19 protein-coding genes are annotated in these 18,548 nt (G+C 49.4%); 5 read left to right on the top strand and 14 right to left on the bottom strand.

The annotated features are described in order from the left end of the window. The 4 genes from tnpA to BLR50_RS12895 form a co-directional block, all read right to left on the bottom strand. Positions 1 to 197 (bottom strand): IS200/IS605 family transposase (gene tnpA, locus BLR50_RS12910; protein WP_143008122.1); only part of this gene is annotated, 197 nt, incomplete at its 3' end. Between the two features lie 209 nt (positions 198 to 406). Further along, entirely contained in the window at positions 407 to 685 is a 279-nt protein-coding gene (locus tag BLR50_RS12905; protein ID WP_092643123.1) for a zinc-ribbon domain containing protein, read from the bottom strand. Between the two features lie 171 nt (positions 686 to 856). Next, on the bottom strand, positions 857 to 1,549 hold the full coding sequence (locus tag BLR50_RS12900; protein ID WP_205408710.1) for a sigma-70 family RNA polymerase sigma factor: 693 nt from the start codon (positions 1,547 to 1,549) through the stop codon (positions 857 to 859). Between the two features lie 31 nt (positions 1,550 to 1,580). After that, positions 1,581 to 2,930, bottom strand: a complete 1,350-nt coding sequence (locus BLR50_RS12895; RefSeq protein WP_092643114.1) for an MATE family efflux transporter — start codon at positions 2,928 to 2,930, stop codon at positions 1,581 to 1,583. Positions 2,931 to 3,512: 582 nt separating this feature from the next. Here BLR50_RS12895 and BLR50_RS12890 point away from each other — a divergent pair. From BLR50_RS12890 to sigK, 4 genes are all read left to right on the top strand, one after another. Continuing rightward, on the top strand, positions 3,513 to 4,409 hold the full coding sequence (locus BLR50_RS12890) for a TlpA family protein disulfide reductase (RefSeq protein ID WP_092643111.1): 897 nt from the start codon (positions 3,513 to 3,515) through the stop codon (positions 4,407 to 4,409). 55 nt (positions 4,410 to 4,464) lie between these two features. Continuing rightward, positions 4,465 to 4,611, top strand: coding sequence for a CD1871A family CXXC motif-containing protein (locus tag BLR50_RS14540; protein WP_092643108.1), 147 nt, complete (start codon positions 4,465 to 4,467; stop codon positions 4,609 to 4,611). Beyond that, complete coding sequence (locus tag BLR50_RS12880; protein WP_092643105.1) at positions 4,580 to 5,488, top strand: 4Fe-4S binding protein; 909 nt, start codon at positions 4,580 to 4,582, stop codon at positions 5,486 to 5,488. The genes BLR50_RS14540 and BLR50_RS12880 overlap by 32 nt, the downstream gene beginning before the upstream one ends. A gap of 209 nt (positions 5,489 to 5,697) precedes the next feature. Continuing rightward, on the top strand, positions 5,698 to 6,384 hold the full coding sequence (sigK, locus tag BLR50_RS12875) for an RNA polymerase sporulation sigma factor SigK (protein ID WP_092643102.1): 687 nt from the start codon (positions 5,698 to 5,700) through the stop codon (positions 6,382 to 6,384). Positions 6,385 to 6,462: 78 nt separating this feature from the next. Here sigK and BLR50_RS12870 read toward each other — a convergent pair whose 3' ends face one another. From BLR50_RS12870 to BLR50_RS12860, 3 genes are all read right to left on the bottom strand, one after another. Continuing rightward, positions 6,463 to 7,287, bottom strand: coding sequence for a metal ABC transporter permease (locus BLR50_RS12870; protein WP_092643100.1), 825 nt, complete (start codon positions 7,285 to 7,287; stop codon positions 6,463 to 6,465). A 68-nt stretch (positions 7,288 to 7,355) separates the two neighbouring features. Next, positions 7,356 to 8,123, bottom strand: a complete 768-nt coding sequence (locus BLR50_RS12865) for a metal ABC transporter ATP-binding protein (protein WP_092643120.1) — start codon at positions 8,121 to 8,123, stop codon at positions 7,356 to 7,358. 62 nt (positions 8,124 to 8,185) lie between these two features. After that, positions 8,186 to 9,148, bottom strand: coding sequence for a metal ABC transporter substrate-binding protein (locus BLR50_RS12860; RefSeq protein ID WP_092643097.1), 963 nt, complete (start codon positions 9,146 to 9,148; stop codon positions 8,186 to 8,188). A 265-nt stretch (positions 9,149 to 9,413) separates the two neighbouring features. On the opposite strand from BLR50_RS12860, the gene BLR50_RS12855 reads away from it, so the two are divergent. Further along, positions 9,414 to 10,097 (top strand): class II aldolase/adducin family protein, encoded by a 684-nt coding sequence (locus BLR50_RS12855; protein ID WP_092643094.1) that lies wholly within the window; start codon positions 9,414 to 9,416, stop codon positions 10,095 to 10,097. A 140-nt stretch (positions 10,098 to 10,237) separates the two neighbouring features. Here BLR50_RS12855 and BLR50_RS12850 read toward each other — a convergent pair whose 3' ends face one another. From BLR50_RS12850 to BLR50_RS12820, 7 genes are all read right to left on the bottom strand, one after another. Further along, entirely contained in the window at positions 10,238 to 11,461 is a 1,224-nt protein-coding gene (locus BLR50_RS12850; protein ID WP_092643091.1) for a peptidase U32 family protein, read from the bottom strand. Between the two features lie 159 nt (positions 11,462 to 11,620). Continuing rightward, the gene (gene mltG / locus BLR50_RS12845; RefSeq protein ID WP_092643088.1) at positions 11,621 to 13,450 is read right to left on the bottom strand and encodes an endolytic transglycosylase MltG; all 1,830 of its coding nucleotides are present in this window, start codon (positions 13,448 to 13,450) and stop codon (positions 11,621 to 11,623) included. Between the two features lie 136 nt (positions 13,451 to 13,586). Beyond that, positions 13,587 to 14,186, bottom strand: a complete 600-nt coding sequence (locus tag BLR50_RS12840; protein ID WP_092643085.1) for a 5-formyltetrahydrofolate cyclo-ligase — start codon at positions 14,184 to 14,186, stop codon at positions 13,587 to 13,589. Further along, positions 14,168 to 14,716, bottom strand: a complete 549-nt coding sequence (locus BLR50_RS12835; protein ID WP_092643082.1) for a DJ-1 family glyoxalase III — start codon at positions 14,714 to 14,716, stop codon at positions 14,168 to 14,170. Before BLR50_RS12835 ends, BLR50_RS12840 begins: the two co-directional genes overlap by 19 nt. 146 nt (positions 14,717 to 14,862) lie before the next feature. Beyond that, positions 14,863 to 15,648, bottom strand: a complete 786-nt coding sequence (gene thyX / locus BLR50_RS12830) for an FAD-dependent thymidylate synthase (protein ID WP_092643079.1) — start codon at positions 15,646 to 15,648, stop codon at positions 14,863 to 14,865. Positions 15,649 to 15,744: 96 nt separating this feature from the next. Then, on the bottom strand, positions 15,745 to 18,111 hold the full coding sequence (locus BLR50_RS12825) for an ATP-dependent helicase (protein ID WP_092643076.1): 2,367 nt from the start codon (positions 18,109 to 18,111) through the stop codon (positions 15,745 to 15,747). Positions 18,112 to 18,224: 113 nt separating this feature from the next. Further along, the coding region (locus BLR50_RS12820) for a transposase (RefSeq protein WP_242871766.1) at positions 18,225 to 18,548 on the bottom strand (324 nt) is incomplete at its 5' end.

The raw sequence follows: 18,548 nt of genomic DNA, 5'->3' as shown, positions 1-18,548 counted from the left end.
ACCATCATGTGTATATGGTCGCGGCATGCCTGTGCCTCTATTATTTCCACCCCTTTTTGTTCGCATAATTTCCTAAGTATCTGCCCTATATCCACCTTGATTTGTCCATATATTTCTTGTCGTCTATACTTCGGTGCAAATACTATATGATATTTACATCTCCATTTCGAATGTGTTAAACTATTTATGTCATCCATTGACATGTCCTCCTTTGTTTTTTGATGCGGTTGGTGAACCTTCATCATTCTATCACTGGAGGACCTCTTTTCGCTATAAGCGTTCTAATTCCACCAGCAGAGCTGGTGGTTTTTTGCGCTGAAGCTACAACCCAAAAAGGTGCTTCGGGAAAACCCGAAGCACCTTTTATTACTCAAGTTTACAAGCCAGTTTACAAAAGGTAAACGGCTTAGCCCTCTTCCTTCATCTTAGCAAAGCACTCGCTGCAATATACAGGACGGTCTTCGCGCGGTCTGAAAGGAACCTTTGCTTCTTTTCCGCAGCTGGCGCAAGTAGCCGTGAACATCTCTTTCTCGGGCTTAGATGCGTTCTTGCGGTTGTCGCGGCAGGCCTTGCATCTCTGGGGCTCGTTTACGAAGCCTTTGGAAGCATAAAACTCCTGCTCACCGGCAGTGAATACAAACTCAGCGCCACACTCTTTGCAGATAAGGGTCTTGTCTTCGAACATGAAATTTACCTCGCTTTTGGATTTTAATATTGCGCCCGCGGACGGATTTGAACCGACACCTTTGAAAACCAACGCTCTTCCTTTGAGCTACTAGGGGCATATTGTAAACCGCAAAACGGTTTAACAACTAAGATTTAAGCGGTAGAGCATATGAAGCTGCTGCCAAATGGTTTAATGCATCACCAAACAAAATTTTCTCCTCACGCGCTGCAAAGCGTTGTCAACCGATTTTACAGTAACGGAAAGCTGTGCAGCCATCTGTTCATATGTGCAACCGTTCAAATAAAGCATCAATATCTCCCGCTCGAAACCAGAAAGAAGAGTGGCGGTATTTCGTTTAATCAGCGCATATTCTTCCTTTTTAATTACGAGGGCCTCAGGCGAACCTGCAGAGTGAGCCGAGAAATTTTCTGTAAACTGATTACTTATGTCATCGCTGTAAAGGGGGACATAGTTGTTGAGCGGCATATGTTTTAAACGTCCCGCTGATCTTACAGCAGATTTAATACTGTTGTCGATACAGATTGCGGCAAAGGCACTAAACGAGGTTCCTTTCTCTTGTGCAAAGGAACGAATCGCTTTCAGCAGGGCAATCATGCCCTCCTGCACAAGGTCATCCTTTTCCAAAAAGGAGTAACCATAACCCCGGGCCTTTGTACTGATAAGAGGAAGGTAGCGTGCTATTAAAGCGGTAAGGCTATCGTCACAGCCGCTGCGCGCTTTTGCCACCAGCACCTCGTCGGCGGTTTCTTGTGAACCTTCATATAAGGCAATAACTCCACCGAGATGTTTTGGCATTGCATTCACACCCCAACAAATACCGCAACCTACTGCTATTTTACTTTCAAACTGGCAAAGTGTCAATAGTTTTTTGCTGTTTTATGTGTTTTTTTATTTACCTTGTCACATTCTTCACCCATTTTGACCCTTTTATTCTTGCAATAGAGGCGATAGCCTTAATGGGCTCGTCAATTTTCAAGCAGAAATACACAATCCAAAAGGGCAGCTTGAGCACCCATCCCGTGAGTATACCCAGAGGAGCAGCCAGCACCCAAATCATGATGGTATCGGCAGCAAAAACGAACTTGGTATCCCCCGCGCCGCGCAGGGTACCTATCAGGTTGATGGCGTTAACCGAAACAAAGAAAACGTTGATTGCGGCTATAATCATAAGCGTTTGCGCCAAGGACTTGGTTGCATCCGGAACATTATAAAAGCTGACAGCTATCCCGCGCAGTGAAAGCAGCATAGCGGCACCGAAGATACCGATCCCCACGCTGAGCAGCATCAGCGTATCGGCGCATTTGCGTACATAATCATTCTGGCCCGAGCCCACTGCTTTTCCCACCACTACGGCGGCAGCGCTGGCAACGCCAAAAATAATAATGGTAGTAAGCTGCATAAAAACACCGGTAATGCTGTTGGCAGCCACAAAATCCGAACCGATGCGCCCGATGATTACCGATTGCATTGATGAACCAACCGACCAAAGCAGTTCGTTAAACAGAACAGGAATACCATAGCTGATATAATCCCTAAATAACAGTCTATCCGGTTTTAACATGTCTGTAAACGAAAAACGTATCTTTTTTTCTACAAAAACTATGTAGACAATAATCATGATAAACTCGACAATACGCGCCGTAAGCGTGCCGATGGCCGCACCCACAACACCCATCTTGGGAAAACCAAGCTTACCAAAAATAAGTAGATAGTTGACAATAACATTAACAACAAAAGATGAACCGAAAACAATCAATGAGATATGTACGTTTTCAATACTGCGCAGCACCGTAAGATAGGTATTGGTGATACCGAAAAAGAAGTACGCAAAGGCCATGATGCGAAGGTACTTTACGCCCTCGGCGATAATCGATGCTTCGGTGGAAAACAGGCACATAATCTCATGCGGAAAGAAGAAGGCGGCCGCCGAAAACAGCAGTGAAAAGAGAACTGCAATATCCAGCGCAATAGCAAAAACACGCCGGATTGCAGCTGTGTCGCCCTTTCCCCAGTACTGCGCCGTTAATACGCACGCACCGCTGGAAATGCCAAAGGTGAGAATATTGAATATGAAAAACACCTGATTGGCAAGTGAAACCGCCGAAAGCTGCGTTTGTCCCAAAGAACCAATCATAATGGTATCTGTCATGTTTACCCCAAAGCCGATCAGGTTTTGCAGTGCGATTGGAAGAGCGATTGCGATGATGTTCTTATAAAAGGCTCTGTCTTTTAAAAGTGGCATAAATGTCCTCCACGCAGGTTAACGCACATGTTTATATTTACATTAAATCCAATATTTAATCGCCTTAATAAGGCGACAGCCCCTCTCCACATCCATCACATTCCACGCAAAGAAGCTTGCGTGTTATGATTAGGGGAAAGGGGCTACCCTGTCTACCCTGCTTTCATTCGTCCTTCCCCGTATGATGATAAGGGAAGACGAATACATGATTATTATATCAGCACTGCCTGTTTGTTGCAACAGATATTTACATTGAAGCCCTTGCAGTCAGAAATGCCCAAAAAGTGGGATGGTTATAATCAAGGCAAGCATTGGCTAAATAAGAATAATTATTAAATTGAATTCAAAAAGATGCCGTGTTAATATATATATAACCACTAGGAATTGGATTTGGTTGACATAACAGAGGTACCTGTTAAAAAACCGTTTACCCTAATCAGCATCATCGGGCTGCAAAAGACAATCTGAATTTTCGTTTTTGGGGTACCCCGCAAATGAAAGAGCGAGGAAAAAGGGATGCGCCGTTTGGCTGAGCCAACCGCGTAATCTCCCGCCTACAAATGAAAGGAAGGTCATACCGCCATGAGAAAATACTTAAGTATTTTACTTTCGACAATGCTGGTGCTTTTAACCCTGCTAAGCAGCTGTGGTAAGGCATCGGAGACTAAGAACAGTAACATTAATAACGACACAAACAGCACCATCAGCTCCGAACAGGCTTCGGATACCGCGCTAACCTCTTCTGCTCTTGGCAGTGAAACTGCCTCCATAATCGGTAACGAATCAACCCCGCAGCAGGAAAGCAATGCCGTTCAGGCCGCGGGCAATACTCAGGAAGCTGCTGCCGGCAACAGCAAGAGTACGGGCAGTACCGCAGCCTCCATAGAAGTAAAAAGCGCATCTTCAGCGGCAAGCTCTGCTTCTAGCAGCACCTCCGGCAAGGGAAATACCTCTTCAGCAACCATTACTAATCCATCCTCCAGTACGACCAGCAGTTCTAAACCGGCAGGCAGCAGCTCTTCCTACGATAAGAGCTCTTCCGCGGGTGATATGGGCACCTTCACCATGACCGATCTTAACGGCAACGCTGTTAACCAGAGCATCTTTAATAACTACACCCTTACTATGGTGAATGTTTGGGCAACCTACTGCAACCCCTGTATTAAAGAGATGCCCGGCATCAAAGATGTATACAATCAGGTAAAGGGCAAGGGTGTGAATATCATTGGTGTGGTATCCGACGGCACCGGCAAGCTTGACACGGTTAAAGAAATCGTGAATAAGACCGGCGCAAGCTATAAGATGTATATTCCCAGCAGCTCCATGCTTCAGAACAGCTTTATGAGCAATATCAGCTTCGTACCCACCACCTTCTTTGTAGACCGTAACGGCAACCGTGTAGGCAGCCCGATCTCCGGCTCAAAAACCGCCGACCAGTGGCTTAAAACCGTTAACGACATGCTGGCGCGCGTATCCTAACGCAGTTTATTACTGCGAACGCACGCCGGTTGCCAGAAAGGGAACCTAAACCAGTATGAAGAAAACAGTTATGCATATATTCTCCTTTGCCGCGGCAGCAGTTGGCATTGCCTTTATTGCCATGGGGGTGCTGCGCGGCGAACATGCCATTGTTCTGGAGAAGGCGATTAATGTTTGCCTGGAGTGTATCGGTATTGGGTAGCATCAAGCACCTCCGGCACTGGGTGCAGTCGGTATGGGCCATTGCAACCAACAGCTACGCGATAGGTTTCTTGCAGGGCAAGATCTATAAAGGCAACCTAAAGCAGCTGTGTGTGCCGGGTTTAAACTGCTACTCCTGCCCGGGGGCTATCGGCTCCTGCCCCATCGGAGCGCTGCAGGCGGTAATCGGCAGCAAGGGACTGAAATTTTCTTACTATATCGTGGGCTTTTTAATGCTTATCGGCGCTGTATGCGGGCGGTTTGCATGCGGCTGGCTTTGCCCGTTCGGGCTGATTCAGGAGCTGCTGCATAAGATCCCCTTCCCCAAAAAGATTAAAACCTTTAAAGGGGATAAGCTGCTGCGCCTGCTGAAATACCTTGTGTTGCTGATATTCGTAATCTTCCTGCCCATGCTGCTGCGCGATATCATCGGGCAGGGTGCGCCATATTTCTGCAAGCTCATTTGTCCCGTTGGCACACTGGAGGGAGGTATACCTCTGGTAGCGCTTAACGAATCCTTAAGCGGCGCGCTGGGCTGGCTGTACACATGGAAGCTCGCATTCCTTGGCGCGGCACTGTTTTTCTCGATAATCATTTACCGCCCGTTCTGCAAATATATCTGCCCGCTTGGAGCCATCTATTCGGTGTTTAACCCCATCGCGTTTTACCGTTATCGAATAGATGCCGATAAATGTACCTCCTGCGGTGCTTGCAGCAGAGCATGCAAAATGAACATTGATGTAATGCGCAGTGCCAACAGCCTCGAGTGCATCCGCTGTGGCAAGTGTAAAACCGCCTGCCCAACAGGAGCAATCTGCTCCGGCGTAAAGATAATACCAAACACTGTGCAGGCAAAAAAACAACTCCAAGACGTATAAAATCTGCCCCGCATTATCTGGAGCTTCAGATAATGCGGGGCAGCATTTTTCGTTGGTAGATACATTATTGATTTTTGCTCGGTTGGTGTGTTTGTATTCAGAGTACAATACAGCAAAAACAGATAAAACCGAGCGGACAAACAAGTTGCGGCGGCTAACAACATATAATCTTAGTACTGGCAAAATACCTCAAGACAGGGTGTGGGAAGATGTATCTGGCGCTGCTACAGTTTGCAATAGAGAATCTGCTATACTTTGCGCTGCATGTTACTTCCGGCGGATCGTTTCCCAAGCCGCTTTCCGCCAAGGAGGAGCGTGAATGCCTTGACCTGATTAAGCAGGGCGACACCGCCGCGCGCAACCGCCTGATTGAACACAACCTACGGCTGGTGGCACACATTATCAAGAAGTATTACTCCAACCAGAAAGAGCAGGATGACCTGATCTCGATAGGCACTATCGGGCTGATTAAGGCGGTTTCCACCTTCGATTGCGAGAAAGGCACGCGGTTTGCCACCTATGCGGCACGGTGCATTGAAAATGAAATCCTCATGCACTTCCGCAATATCAAAAAAACGGCACAGGATATCTACATCAGCGATCCGATAGACACCGATAAGGAGGGCAATGCCTTAACGCTGATGGATATTGTCGCCGAGGACGAGAGTATTTTTGAGAATATTGACCTAAAGCTCAAATCTGAAAGGCTGCATGTGCTTATCAATAAGCACCTGGACGAGCGGGAGCGTACCATTGTCTGCCTGCGATACGGGCTTTCGGGTAACGCGCCGCTCACCCAGCGTGAGGTGGCGTCGGTACTTAAAATCTCACGTTCCTATGTTTCGCGCATAGAAAAAAAGGCGCTGCAAACCTTAAAGCGTCGGTTTGACGGCTAACCTTTTTACAAATAGTAATTTATACTACATTCTATACCCAAAACAGGCTTTTCTGTACAACCGGAAAGCCTGTTACTGTTATGCTGCCTTTTTAGACCGCAAACTTAGCTCAGCAACCCACTTTACCAGTAATATCAGAAGCAGGCAGATAACCCCCACCAGCACGATTGTCGCCCCAGGGCGCAGCCGCGCGTAATAGGAGACAACCAGGCCGACAATGGTAAAGCCCACCGCAAAACAGACGGAATAAAGTACCGTCTGCTTATAGCTTTTGCCAAGCTGCATGGCGCACGCAACGGGTACCACCATCAGTGAGGATACAATCAGCGCACCCACGGTACGGGCGGCTACCGAAACGGTAATTGCGGTAAGTATGGTGAAGATGAAGTTGATTGCCTTTACGGGCACGCCGGCCAGCCTTGCGGCCCGCTCATCGAACGCCACATAAAACAGTTCTTTATACAGCAGCACAAATGCAAGCAGCACCGCGCAGCTGATGCAGATAACCAATACCAACTCAAAATCGCTGATGGCGACGATGCTGCCAAACAGGAAGCTGTTGAAGTTCGCCGCGTTCTTGATAAAGCCGGAGAGCACACCCGCAAGACCGATACCTGCTGACATGACGATGGCGATTGACATCTCTGAAAACTTCGGTATTTTTTTGCGGATGGCTTCAATGCCCAAGGCCGCTGCTATGCAGGTTACCACGGCACCCACAATAGGGTTAATACCCATCACAAGGCCCGCCGCAACACCCGCAAGCGAGCTGTGCGAGAGTGCATCTCCAATCATGGAAAGGCGCTTAAGTACCACAATGATACCGATGCAAGGGATGATTACCGCGAGCAGGATGCCGACGATAAATGCTTTAATCATAAAGTCATATTGGAAGATTTCCATTACTATGACCATTCCTTTCTGGGAGTTTGGTCTTTGACCGAAAAGCACAAAACCCTAGTTTAAAAGGTTTATCTTTCAAACTTGCTCTCGCCCTGACCGTCGGCTGTAAGCTCGTTATGCTGCGGATGCTTGTGCTTGTGCGAAAGCTCATGTGCAATCTGCACGCGGTCAAGCTCCACTACCGAGCCCTGCTCCAAACAGAGCGTGCGGGATACATACCCAGACGCATGTACGATATCGTGCGTTACCATTACAATGGTAAGCCCCTTTTCGCGGTTTAGTTTTGCCAAGAGCTCATAGAGCGACTGCGCGGCTGAGGCATCCACCCCGGTGGTGGGCTCGTCCAACAGCATCAGCTTCGGGCTGTTCACCAGTACCCTTGCCAGCATCACACGCTGCTGTTGCCCGCCCGAGAGGTTGCCAATCATGCTTTTGGCATAGTCCTGCATCCCCACCAAGGCAAGTGCCTGCCTTGCCTGTTCCATGTGCTTTTTTCTGATGGGACACAGAAGCCCGACCTGCGCATACAGGTTGGCGGAGACAATCTCCTCGGCGGTTGCGGGAAAGCCTGCGGCGGTTTGCACGGCGTTCTGCGGAACATAGCCAATCTGAGACCATCCTTTAAAATGGCGGATATCCTCATCCAACAGGCGGATACTGCCAATTTTAGGGATAAGCTCGCCCAGCAAGAGCTTTAACAGCGTGCTTTTACCCGTACCGTTGGAACCGATAATCGCGGCAAAATCGCCCTGACGCACCGAAAAGCCGATATCATACAATATCGGCTCGGCCGTATACCCGAAGGTTAGTTTATCTACTTCTATTATGTTGCTCAAGGTGACAATCATGCCCTTCTATCATAGATGGATCGAACTCAGTGAAATATATGAGTAAAGGCTCACTCCAGCGCCGCCTTGAGTACTTTCAGGTTCTTACGCATCACGGAAAAATAATCTTCCCCTGCCGCAAGCTCTTCGTTGCTTAAACCTTCAAGCGGGTTGAGCACATCGGTAGACGCACCCGTCGCATCAGCTATCGCCTGCGCCACCTTGGGGCTTACCAGTTCTTCAAAGAAGATAACCTTTACCTTATTCTTCTTAACAAAGTCGATAATTTCGGCCATTCTGGCAGGGTCGGGCTCTGAATCGGGAGACAGGCCCTCGATCGCCATCTGGTTAAGACCGTATTCAGTACACAAATAGCCAAATGCCTGGTGAGCTACCACAACATTCTTTTGAGGCAGCGGCGCAAGGGTGTCACGGTATTCTTTATCCAGCTGTTCAAGCTGCAGCAAGGTTTCGTCGCAGTTTTTCTGGTAAAAAGACTTGTTTTCCGGGTCAGCCTGCGCCAATGCATTATTAATGGCAGCCAGCATGATTTTTGCGTTATTGGGGTCCAGCCAAACATGCGGGTCGTAAGACGCTTCATTGGCGTGTGCATCATGCGCTTCTTTATTCTCTCCGTCGTGCTGCTCACCCTCCAGCAGCTTTATTCCCTTAGAGGCCTCCACAACAATGAGGCCTTTATTCTTTAAGGAAGCCAGCAGCTTTTCCGCCCAGCCCTCCATACCTGCCCCGTTGTAGATAAACAGGTCGGCTTTTTCCAGGCCGACAATGTCAGAGGCGGCAGGCTCCCAGTCGTGCGGTTCGGTTCCTGCGGGCACCAAGGTGGTAACCGAGATTTTATCTTTACCGATCTTCTGGGCAAAGTCGGCCATCTGGTAAAAGCTCGCATATACTTTAAGCTGTTTGCCGCCCTGTGCTACCGAAGCCGAACCGTTGGCGGGGCTGTTCTGTGTACAGCCCGAAAGCACCGAAAGCAGAATGATGACAGCCGAAATTGCGGATAGGAATCTTCTCATGTTAGCCTCCATCTTGTTGCAAATGCAAATTATTCGCAACTAAATTATATCGGCAGTCCCTGGGGTTGTCAAGTAAAATTTTAGCAAACTCTCTCTTCAAGCATGGGCATAAAACAGCGCGATATACCAAATCGGGCAAAAAACTGACTGATCCTCCTCTTTATTGCAATTAAATCACCTGTTGGTGTATAATAATCAAGTTAAATTATCCAATCATCTTATCCTGCATAAGACATTTAATTCATCATCAAGGAGTATCGCTTATATGAATAACGAGGTTCGGGAACAGATTTGTGATATCTGCCGTCGTATGTGGCAGATGGGTTGGGTTGCTGCCAACGACGGGAATGTATCGGTTCGTATGGAAGACGGCACCTTCTGGGCAACACCTACCGGGGTTAGCAAAGGCTTTATTAGACCTGAACAGTTGGTTAGAATAAACCGCCTTGGCGAGGTGGTGGAGAGCAGCGAGGGGTTGCTGCCTTCCTCTGAAATTAAGATGCACCTGTGCTGCTATAAGGAGCGTGACGATGTAACAGCAGTGGTGCATGCACACCCGCCTACCGCCACCGGATTTGCAGTGGCACATGTGCATATGGATGATTACAGTATGACCGAGTCTGTTCTTACAATAGGTTCGGTGCCGGTTACACCTTACGGTACACCCTCTACCAACGAGGTGTGTGATGCGATTGCGCCCTATCTGCAAGACCACGATGCACTGCTGTTGGCAAACCACGGCGCGCTGACGATGGGAAGCGACCTGATATCCGCCTATTACCGCATGGAGACACTGGAGCTTTGGGCCAAAACCAGCCTTACCGCCCGTCTGCTGGGAGGAGTTAAGGAGATTCCTCGCCAAAACATTGATCGGCTTTGCACGCTGCGCCACCGTTATAAATTAACGGGCAGGCACCCGGGATACCAGAAATATGCGGCGCTGGATTAAGAACAACGCTCGCTATAAAGGAGTTAAGGTAGTGACATAGGTAATTAGCGATTATCATCCCAAGCCTGAACGAAGCGATTCGCGTTTAAATAGTATAACACTAAAAACGGAGTATCCGGAAAAGGGTACTCCGTTTTGATTTATTTCAACTGCTTGCGTATAACACTGCCCGGCTTTAAGGGAATATCGCACGGGAAAGAGAACGCCATCATCGGGTGTGGGGTACTCTTAAGCTCACTGCCGTCGGCTGAAAAAAGCTTTTCGATCGTCAGCTCAAGCGGCTTTGAGCGCGGCTGCAGCACCTCAACCGTATCCCCTTTCAAAAACTTGTTGCGCTGGGTACAGTAGGCCATGCCGTCTTTCCAGTCGTCCACCACCGCAACCACATCATATTCCCGCACATAGCCGCCGTTTTCATAATACTGTCCGTTCTCAATGGGCCCGTAGAAAAATCCGGTACAATACTGTCGATGGCTGATCTTTTTAACCTCTTCCACAAGCCAGTCCGGCGTAGTATAATCCTGCGGGCTTGCAAGGTAACCGTCTACTGCGCAGCGGTAGGCGTTGGTGATAACCGAAACGTAGTAGACACTCTTGGCACGCCCCTCAATCTTCAGGCTGGTTACCCCCGCCTGCACCAGCTCTTTGATATGCTCTATCATGCACAGGTCCTTGGCGTTGAGAATATAGGTACCCTGCTCGTCCTCAAAGATGGGGTAGTGCTCGTTCGGGCGCTTTTCCTCAGTAAGGCTGTAGCGCCAGCGGCAGGGCTGCGCACACTCGCCGCGGTTGGAATCACGCCCTGTCATGTAGCTGGAAAGCAAACAGCGCCCCGAAAAAGACACACACATTGCGCCGTGTACAAACGTCTCAATTTCAAGCTCCGGCGGGGTATGTGTACGGATATAGCGTATCTCCTCCAGCGAAAGCTCGCGAGCCAGCACCACACGCTTTGCACCCATCGCGTGCAACTCGCAGGCCGCCGCATGGTTGACCACCCCTGCCTGCGTAGAGATGTGTATCTCCATTTCGGGCATCAGCCTTCTGGCTAGAGCCAGCACCCCAAGGTCGCTGATAATCACGGCATCCACGCCCGAGTTCTTTACAAACTCAAAATAGCCGGGAAGATGTTCAAACTCGTTGCAGCGCGGCAGGGTGTTGCAGGTAAGGTATACCCTTGCTCCGTGCTCATGAGCATAGGCAACGCCTTTTAACATCTCTTCATCTGAAAAATTGGCGGTACCGGCTCGCATAGTGAATACCTTGCCCCCGATATAAACCGCATCGGCGCCAAAGTCTACAGCAGCCTTCAGCCTTGTAAAATCACCCGCTGGCGCAAGCACCTCCGGTATTCTTGTTTTCAAGCTCGTACACCCCACTTTGAAAAGCGGGCAGCCCAATACGCTGCCCGCTGATTTATGATTGAAAAAATTTATACGGCAGCGTTTGCTGCCCGCAAGTTAATAGAATTCTAAGTATTACGAACGGCGTTTATCCACCCGCAAAATAATCTCTTTGTTTTACTATTCCTCGTGGGTAGTAACGCCGCCCACCTCGCCGCCGCCTACTGCTTTAGCTTCAGCGATATTCTTTTCGTGCTGAGCAAGGGTAGTTGCAAAGTAGTATTTCATCTTAGAGTCGGTCACAAAATAATAGAAGGACTCTGCATCCGGGTAGATTGCCGTCTTAATAGCGCCTACACCGGGGTTGCCAACCGGCCCGATAGGCAGACCGTCGCATTTATAGGTGTTGTAGGCAGCGGCATAGGCCTGCTGGTCGGCAGTGTTAGTAACGAAGGGGATTATGTTGTTGTTTACATAGTTGATGGTTACATCCGACTGCAGCTTGGGGAATTGACCCTTACTGTTCAAACGGTTGTTAAATACAGAAGAAACCTTATACATATCGTCAAGGGTTCTTCCTTCTTTTTGAATAATGGAGGCCAGGGTAATAGCCTGGTCAAGGGTAAAGCCCATCTTATCGATACGATCAATCAAATCGGCAGTAATCTTCTTGTTAAAGTTACTTAAAAACTTATTGGCTACCGATTTTGGGGGTTCACCGATATAGAACTGGTAGGTATCGGGAAACAGGTAGCCCTCCAACTTGATATATCGATTACCGCCAGTGGGAATAAGCTTCTCAAATTCATAGCCGAAATCGGTGGTTTGCAGTATATTAATGAAATCATCTGCCTTGCAGACATTGTTTTCTTCCAGCTTCTTTGCAATCTCGCGTGCAGACATACCTTCTATAAACGCGATGGTCACCACCTGTTTTTCACTCTTACGAACGCGGATAGTCTGCATAATCTCATCATAAGACATCGCCGCATTCAGGGTAAAGCTCCCGTTAAGGTAGGTTTCATTCGTTTTATATTTATACTTCGTATAAAGCTGGAAGGTAAGCGGCTGTGCGATGACGCCGTTTTGCTTAAGGATATCCGCTACCGTTTTAGTATCCGCACCCTGAGGGATATTGACACTGATTTCTTTCTCGGTTTTAAACATGCCCAGCACATCGCTCATCGACTGCAGAATAAAAACGGAAAGCAGTATGGAAACAGCGAGAACACCCACGGTATAGAGTATGCCGTTGGCAAGCCTTCCCAGACTGCGCATGGTTTTGTTAACCGGACGCGCCGGTGCTCTGCCTGCGGGCTGCGGCGGAATATAGTCAAACTCTTTTAGCTCATCCTTGCCCGCTGCCTTGCCCCGTTTAGGCACAGGCGGCGCCGTTAACGGAGGCGGCGTCGGGCGGCTTTTATTGGCACGGTTATCAAAGTCAGGGATGGCGTTATAATCCTCATCCTCAATCTTCAGCTTAAAAGGCTTGGCAGGGCGGGGCACCATCGTAGGCTGCGGCAAACTGATGTTAGCGTCATTCTTAGTGCCGCCGCCGTAGATTTTCACTCCATCTGCGTCATCCAATGCCCGCTTGGGGATGACGATGGTCGGTTCATTCAACCGCTCCGAGCCGCTCTGAGGCTTGGAGCAGACATCGGGGGGCAGCTCCGTGAAGGAATTCGGCTTGTAAACGTTCCGCTTAGGCCGAATGGGCGGTGCGCTCGGTTCGGTGGGCCGATGTTCGGCCTGCGGGCGCTGATTTTCTCTTACCTCATATGCGTTTTTGCGGGGAAGGTTATAAAACTCGTGTTCCTCGCCCGAGCTGAAAACCGAGTCGGAAGACTGTGCCTTCGGCTGCTGGGTATCAGACAAAAACTCTTCGTCGGATTTTTCTATATCAAAAATCTCAGGTTTTGGCGGTTGGATACGGTTCGGTTGTTCCCTTTTGGGGTAACCTTCGCCAAAACCCTCTTTTCTGTTATCGCCGTTGTTCATAGCTATGACCATACCTTTCCGGCGTTTGCGCCGAAAAGGCACAAAACACCATAGAAGAATTGCGATGCGGCATCGCCGCGGGAGAAACTATACTCCGACAGAAATTTTCAGTTGCTTTCTGTCCTTCATTTAAGAGTGCATGGCACTGTCATTCGCGGCGGGTTTTGCGGCACAGTATGTGCTCGTTTTCGGTAACCACCATATCGCAGGCGATATCATACCGCCCCCGATGAAGAAGATGCGTCATGCAGCTTTTGTAGCAGATACCGATGGTAAAACCGCGGTAGTCCGCCAAAAATCTATCGTAATAGCCCTTACCGTAGCCTAGCCGGTAGCCCTGCCTGTCGAAAGCCAGACCGGGCACAATGCAGATGCTGCCCGAAAAATCCGTTACCAGGTTTTTCGGTTCTGCCACAGGCTCAAGCACGCCAAAGGTTCGTTTCTTCAGCTCATCAATCGAGCTTATATAGTAAAACTCCATATCGCGGGTATTATCCACACAATAGGGCACGGCCACCCGCTTATTATCGGCAAGCGCGCGGGTAATCAGGGCTTTGGTGTCCACCTCAAGCGGGGTGGACACATAAGTTACAACGGTATCGGCCGAATGGTACTGCCATGTATTACATAGCAGACTTAAAATTCGCCTGTCACTTTCAATTCTATCTTCAGGTGCCATCTCCTGACGAATGGCCTTAAACCGGGTGCGAAGCTCCTGCTTATATACTCTTATTTCGAATTTTTGCATTGCATTGCCGCCACAATGGCGTCTGCCCTCTCTTTACCGAGCAATACCTCCACAATTTTAAAACCAAACTGCAGCGCAACCCCGGCCCCAGCAGCAGTAATAATCTTGCCATCCTGCTCAACTCCGGCAGCAGTATACGTTCCGTTTTCCGCCTGTGATTCATAGCCCGGGAAACAGGTAAAACGCTTTTTATCCAGCAAGCCCATATGTCCTAAAATTGAGGGAGCCGCACAGATTGCCGCTATCCATTTATCATGTTGTGCACAAAAATCAATGAAATACTGCACGATTTCGGATTTTTCAAGATTCAACGTTCCAGGCATACCGCCGGGAAGAATAATCATCTTCAGGTTTTCAAACGAGGCATCCTTAAGCTCAATATCGGCTGTAACCGGAATCCCATGGGCACCTTTCATCGTTTTACCGGTAACGCCTACAGTTTTAATCTCAAGCTCTGCGCGCCTTATTATATCTAACGGCACAATGGCCTCTGTTTCTTCAAAACCTTCTGCAAGGAACAGATAAATCATAAAACAGCCACCCTTTCGCTCTTTCCGTCTTTATCTCACATACACGTTTTCTATTATATCAAAACACGGGGTAATGTCCAGTGTTTGGCAGAATTAATCGGTTTGTTACTCAGATTTTTGACATATATCGGCTATACCATACCAATCTATGCTTCTGTGGTAAGGTTTTCTTTCATACGGCTATATTTTTCGCGAACCTCTTTCGCCTTTTGGCAGGACATCTTCCCCTCGGGGCAGGCACCGTTTAAGCAAGGCGGGCCAGCCGCCGCAAACAGATTGGGGGCAACCTTGAGCACCAGCGCCAGCATCTGCTCGGCTACCTCGCGAATCTCCCACTGAGCGCGGTTGCAGCAGCGATGTGCGAAGAAGTTGTGCAGGCTGCGCGCATTCATGGTGACGATCATACGGGTATCGCAGGCATTGGGCAGCACAAAACGGGCATCCTCGATTGCCTGCTTCTCTGCCTGCTTTGAGGCCTTTGAAGGGTCTATACCCTGTTCAATAAGCCGCTTGGTATGAGCATCCTTTAAAGCAGCGGCGAGCTTTTCATAATGCTCCTCGGCAGTCTTCATGGCGGCGAGGAACTCCTCCCGCGCCTCAGGGATGACATCAATCTCGGGCGGCACGATATACTCAAAATTGTTCTTTCTTACATAACGCTGGCTTTGTACAGAATAGGAGGCGATGCGATGACGGGTAATCTGCGCAAGCAGCGCGCGTGAAACACCCTCAATACCGAAGGTAAAGGAGGCATGCTCAATGGGGCTCTCGTGCCCTATCTCGGAAAGCATCGCCACAAAGCTCTGCGTTTTCTCGGGGGTTAAGCCGTCCATCAGTGTTTCGATATCCGCGTTGCTGTAGCACAGCTTGGCGGCAGCAGCGACTGTTTTCTCCGGCTCCGGTGTATAGGTGAGCAGCATTACCTTTGCCATAGTAATCAACCCTTTCCGGCTTACGCCATGAAATTGCGATACGAGTAAGCTTATAGTGTGGCTCCCACCGCAATTGTGAAAATGTAAATTCGGTAATTATAGCTTTTCAAGCTTTGTGAAGTTTGCCATGATCTTTTTTGTACCCTTGGTCTCAAATGCAATCTCCAGCAGGGTATCGTTGCCCATGGGGGTAGCGGAGATAATCATGCCGTTTCCGAAGATTTTATGGTTAACCCGTTCGCCTGCCGCATAAGCAACACCCTGCTGCGCGGGCTTGGAAACTGAGCCAACACTTACCGCAGAGGCAACAGCATTTCTTGGTGTGTATGCAGGCGGCGTATAGGTTGGAACAGTCTGCCTGCTTGCGCGCACCGAAAGGCCGGTTTCCTCTTTATACTCCAGCGGTATCTCGGTAAGAAAACGCGAAGGACGATTGCGCATTGTCTGCCCGAACAGCATACGGCTGGCAGCGTTGGTGATATACAGGCGCTTCTTTGCCCGCGTAATCGCCACATAGGCAAGGCGGCGTTCCTCCTCTACCTCGGTGGGGTCGTACATCACCTGCATACCGGGGAAGATACCTTCCTCCATACCCACCACAAACACAAACGGAAATTCCAGCCCCTTGGCGGAATGCATGGTCATCATCACCGCGGCATCAGCATCGGCATCGTAGTTGTCAATATCGGTAAGCAGCGAAACCTCCTCCAAAAAGCCGGAGAGGGTTGCGTCCTCGTTTTCCAGTACATATTTCAGAATATTTGATTTTAACTCATTTAGATTTTCAATGCGGGTTAACCCCTCGTCGCCCTGTGCTTGCAGCATACGCATATAGCCGGTTTCCTCAACAATACTGTCGAACAAAACCTCAAGGGATGTCTCCGCCGCGGTGTCGATAAACCCGCGGATGAGCGAGGCAAACTCCTTAAGCGGCTGTGCCTTGCGGGAGAGTGCCGCGTAGTTTTCAGATTCACTGAGCACCTGAAACAGCGTGTCGCCCAGCGAAGCAGCAATCTCCTCCGCCGCCGCAACAGTGGCATCGCCGATGCCGCGCTTGGGTTCATTAATAATGCGCTTTAAGCGGACAGAATCGGCGGGGTTGTTGATTACACTGAGGTAGGCGATAATGTCCTTAACCTCCTTGCGCTCGTAGAATCGCAGGCCGCCGATGATGCGGTAAGGGATGGCTGCCTTGGCAAAGTGGCGCTCAATCTGCGCCGATTGCGCGTTCATGCGGTAGAGGATGGCGTGCTCGCTGTACTGATGCCCCAGACGAACGTTCTCCTCGATGGTATCTGCAATAAATGCGGCTTCCTCCATCTCATCAGAGGCACGGTAGACCAGCACCTGTTCACCGGCACCGTTGCTTGTCCACAACTCCTTGCCCTTGCGCTGGGTATTGTGCCCGATTACCGCGTTGGCGGCATTTAGAATAGTCTGGGTGCTGCGGTAGTTTTGCTCCAGGCGGATAACCTCGGCATGCTCGAACTGGTGCTCAAATGAAAGGATATTCTCTATGGTGGCGCCTCGGAAGCGGTAGATGCTCTGATCGTCGTCTCCCACCACGCAGATGCGCTTATGCGAGGCGGAAATCAGGCTTACAAGGCGGTACTGCGCGTGGTTGGTATCCTGATATTCGTCCACCATGACATAGGCAAAACGGTTCTGCCATGCCTTTAATACCTCCGGGAACTGCTCGAACAGCTTAACGGTGCAGCAGATGATATCGTCAAAATCCAGGGCGTTCGCCGATTTGAGCTTTTTGGTGTACTGGGCATATACGTCGGCAATCTTCTGCTGCTTATAGTCCCCGCCAGCCTGCGTTTTCGCAAGCGCCGGGTCGGTCATCTCATCCTTCAGGCGGCTGATGGCACCCAGCATCTGCTTGGGGGGGAACTGCTTATCGCTAAGATTCAGCTCTTTTAGGCAGTCCTTAATTACGCGTACCGAATCGTCGGTATCGTAGATGGTAAAGCTCTTATCATAACCTAGCGCACCGATCTCGCGGCGCAGAATCCTGACACAGATGGAGTGGAAGGTTCCTGCCCAGATATCCAGTGCGGCCTCCCCGAGCACCGATTCCAAGCGGTTTTTCAGTTCCCCCGCAGCCTTGTTGGTGAAGGTGATGGCCAATACGTTCCACGGCTTGGGCGGGTTTACCGCAAGGATGTTGCGAATCTCCTCCGGGTCGCCCTCCCCCTTATCCAGGTATGCCTGCAGCATGGCAATTGTCTGCTCGTTTACCATGGGCGGAACTGCCGCACTGTTATAGGCGTTGCCGTATTTAATGAGGAACGCGATACGGTTTACGATTACGGTGGTTTTACCGCTGCCCGCACCGGCAAGTATCAGCAGCGGGCCCTGATTACTGAAAACCGCGACACGCTGCATATCGTTCATTCTGGAGTATTCTTTTTCTAAGATTCGCTTTTTAAGCTGTATGTAAGAGGTTTTAATGTCCATTCCCTGCTCCGTTTCCTGCACTGGCATTAATCCGTTATTTAAACTATTATATCAAATTACCTATAAAAAGAAAACACGCAAACAATAAATAAGGCCCTGCCCAAGCAGAGCCTTCAGATTACTGACAAAACCCGCCCTTTTCCGGCGGGTTTTGTGTATGTAGGCAAAAATAGCAGGCAACGTTTTACGGATTGCATAATATCCCGGTTTGACAGGATATTTGCAATCTTTTTCATGTTCTGCACAGCAGCAGTGAGCAGGCATTGTTCCGCTGCTTTCGCAAGCCCGCGCATGCGGCAATAGCGAAGCCCATGCAGCTCTTTTGAATCTGCAAAACTTCGCTCGATTGTTTCTTTTCTTCTGGCGTATATCTTCTTGCCATATTCCGTATGGGTGAAAGCGTATGCTCTGTCCTTGTAATCCTCCCATACATGGCG

The organism is Acetanaerobacterium elongatum, assembly GCF_900103835.1.
Classification (GTDB): domain Bacteria; phylum Bacillota; class Clostridia; order Oscillospirales; family Ruminococcaceae; genus Acetanaerobacterium; species Acetanaerobacterium elongatum.
This window is presented reverse-complemented; position numbering and strand designations above follow the sequence as displayed.

Excerpts from the sequence above, each read along its gene's own strand:
- BLR50_RS12905 (WP_092643123.1), bottom strand. The coding sequence starts at position 685 with ATGTTCGAAGACAAGACCCTTATCTGCAAAGAGTGTGGCGCTGAGTTT.
- BLR50_RS12895 (WP_092643114.1), bottom strand. The coding sequence starts at position 2,930 with ATGCCACTTTTAAAAGACAGAGCCTTTTATAAGAACATCATCGCAATC.
- BLR50_RS12890 (WP_092643111.1), top strand. The coding sequence starts at position 3,513 with ATGAGAAAATACTTAAGTATTTTACTTTCGACAATGCTGGTGCTTTTA.
- BLR50_RS14540 (WP_092643108.1), top strand. The coding sequence starts at position 4,465 with ATGAAGAAAACAGTTATGCATATATTCTCCTTTGCCGCGGCAGCAGTT.
- BLR50_RS12880 (WP_092643105.1), top strand. The coding sequence starts at position 4,580 with ATGTTTGCCTGGAGTGTATCGGTATTGGGTAGCATCAAGCACCTCCGG.
- sigK (WP_092643102.1), top strand. The coding sequence starts at position 5,698 with ATGTATCTGGCGCTGCTACAGTTTGCAATAGAGAATCTGCTATACTTT.
- BLR50_RS12870 (WP_092643100.1), bottom strand. The coding sequence starts at position 7,287 with ATGGAAATCTTCCAATATGACTTTATGATTAAAGCATTTATCGTCGGC.
- BLR50_RS12860 (WP_092643097.1), bottom strand. The coding sequence starts at position 9,148 with ATGAGAAGATTCCTATCCGCAATTTCGGCTGTCATCATTCTGCTTTCG.
- BLR50_RS12855 (WP_092643094.1), top strand. The coding sequence starts at position 9,414 with ATGAATAACGAGGTTCGGGAACAGATTTGTGATATCTGCCGTCGTATG.
- mltG (WP_092643088.1), bottom strand. The coding sequence starts at position 13,450 with ATGGTCATAGCTATGAACAACGGCGATAACAGAAAAGAGGGTTTTGGC.
- BLR50_RS12840 (WP_092643085.1), bottom strand. The coding sequence starts at position 14,186 with ATGCAAAAATTCGAAATAAGAGTATATAAGCAGGAGCTTCGCACCCGG.
- BLR50_RS12835 (WP_092643082.1), bottom strand. The coding sequence starts at position 14,716 with ATGATTTATCTGTTCCTTGCAGAAGGTTTTGAAGAAACAGAGGCCATT.
- thyX (WP_092643079.1), bottom strand. The coding sequence starts at position 15,648 with ATGGCAAAGGTAATGCTGCTCACCTATACACCGGAGCCGGAGAAAACA.
- BLR50_RS12825 (WP_092643076.1), bottom strand. The coding sequence starts at position 18,111 with ATGGACATTAAAACCTCTTACATACAGCTTAAAAAGCGAATCTTAGAA.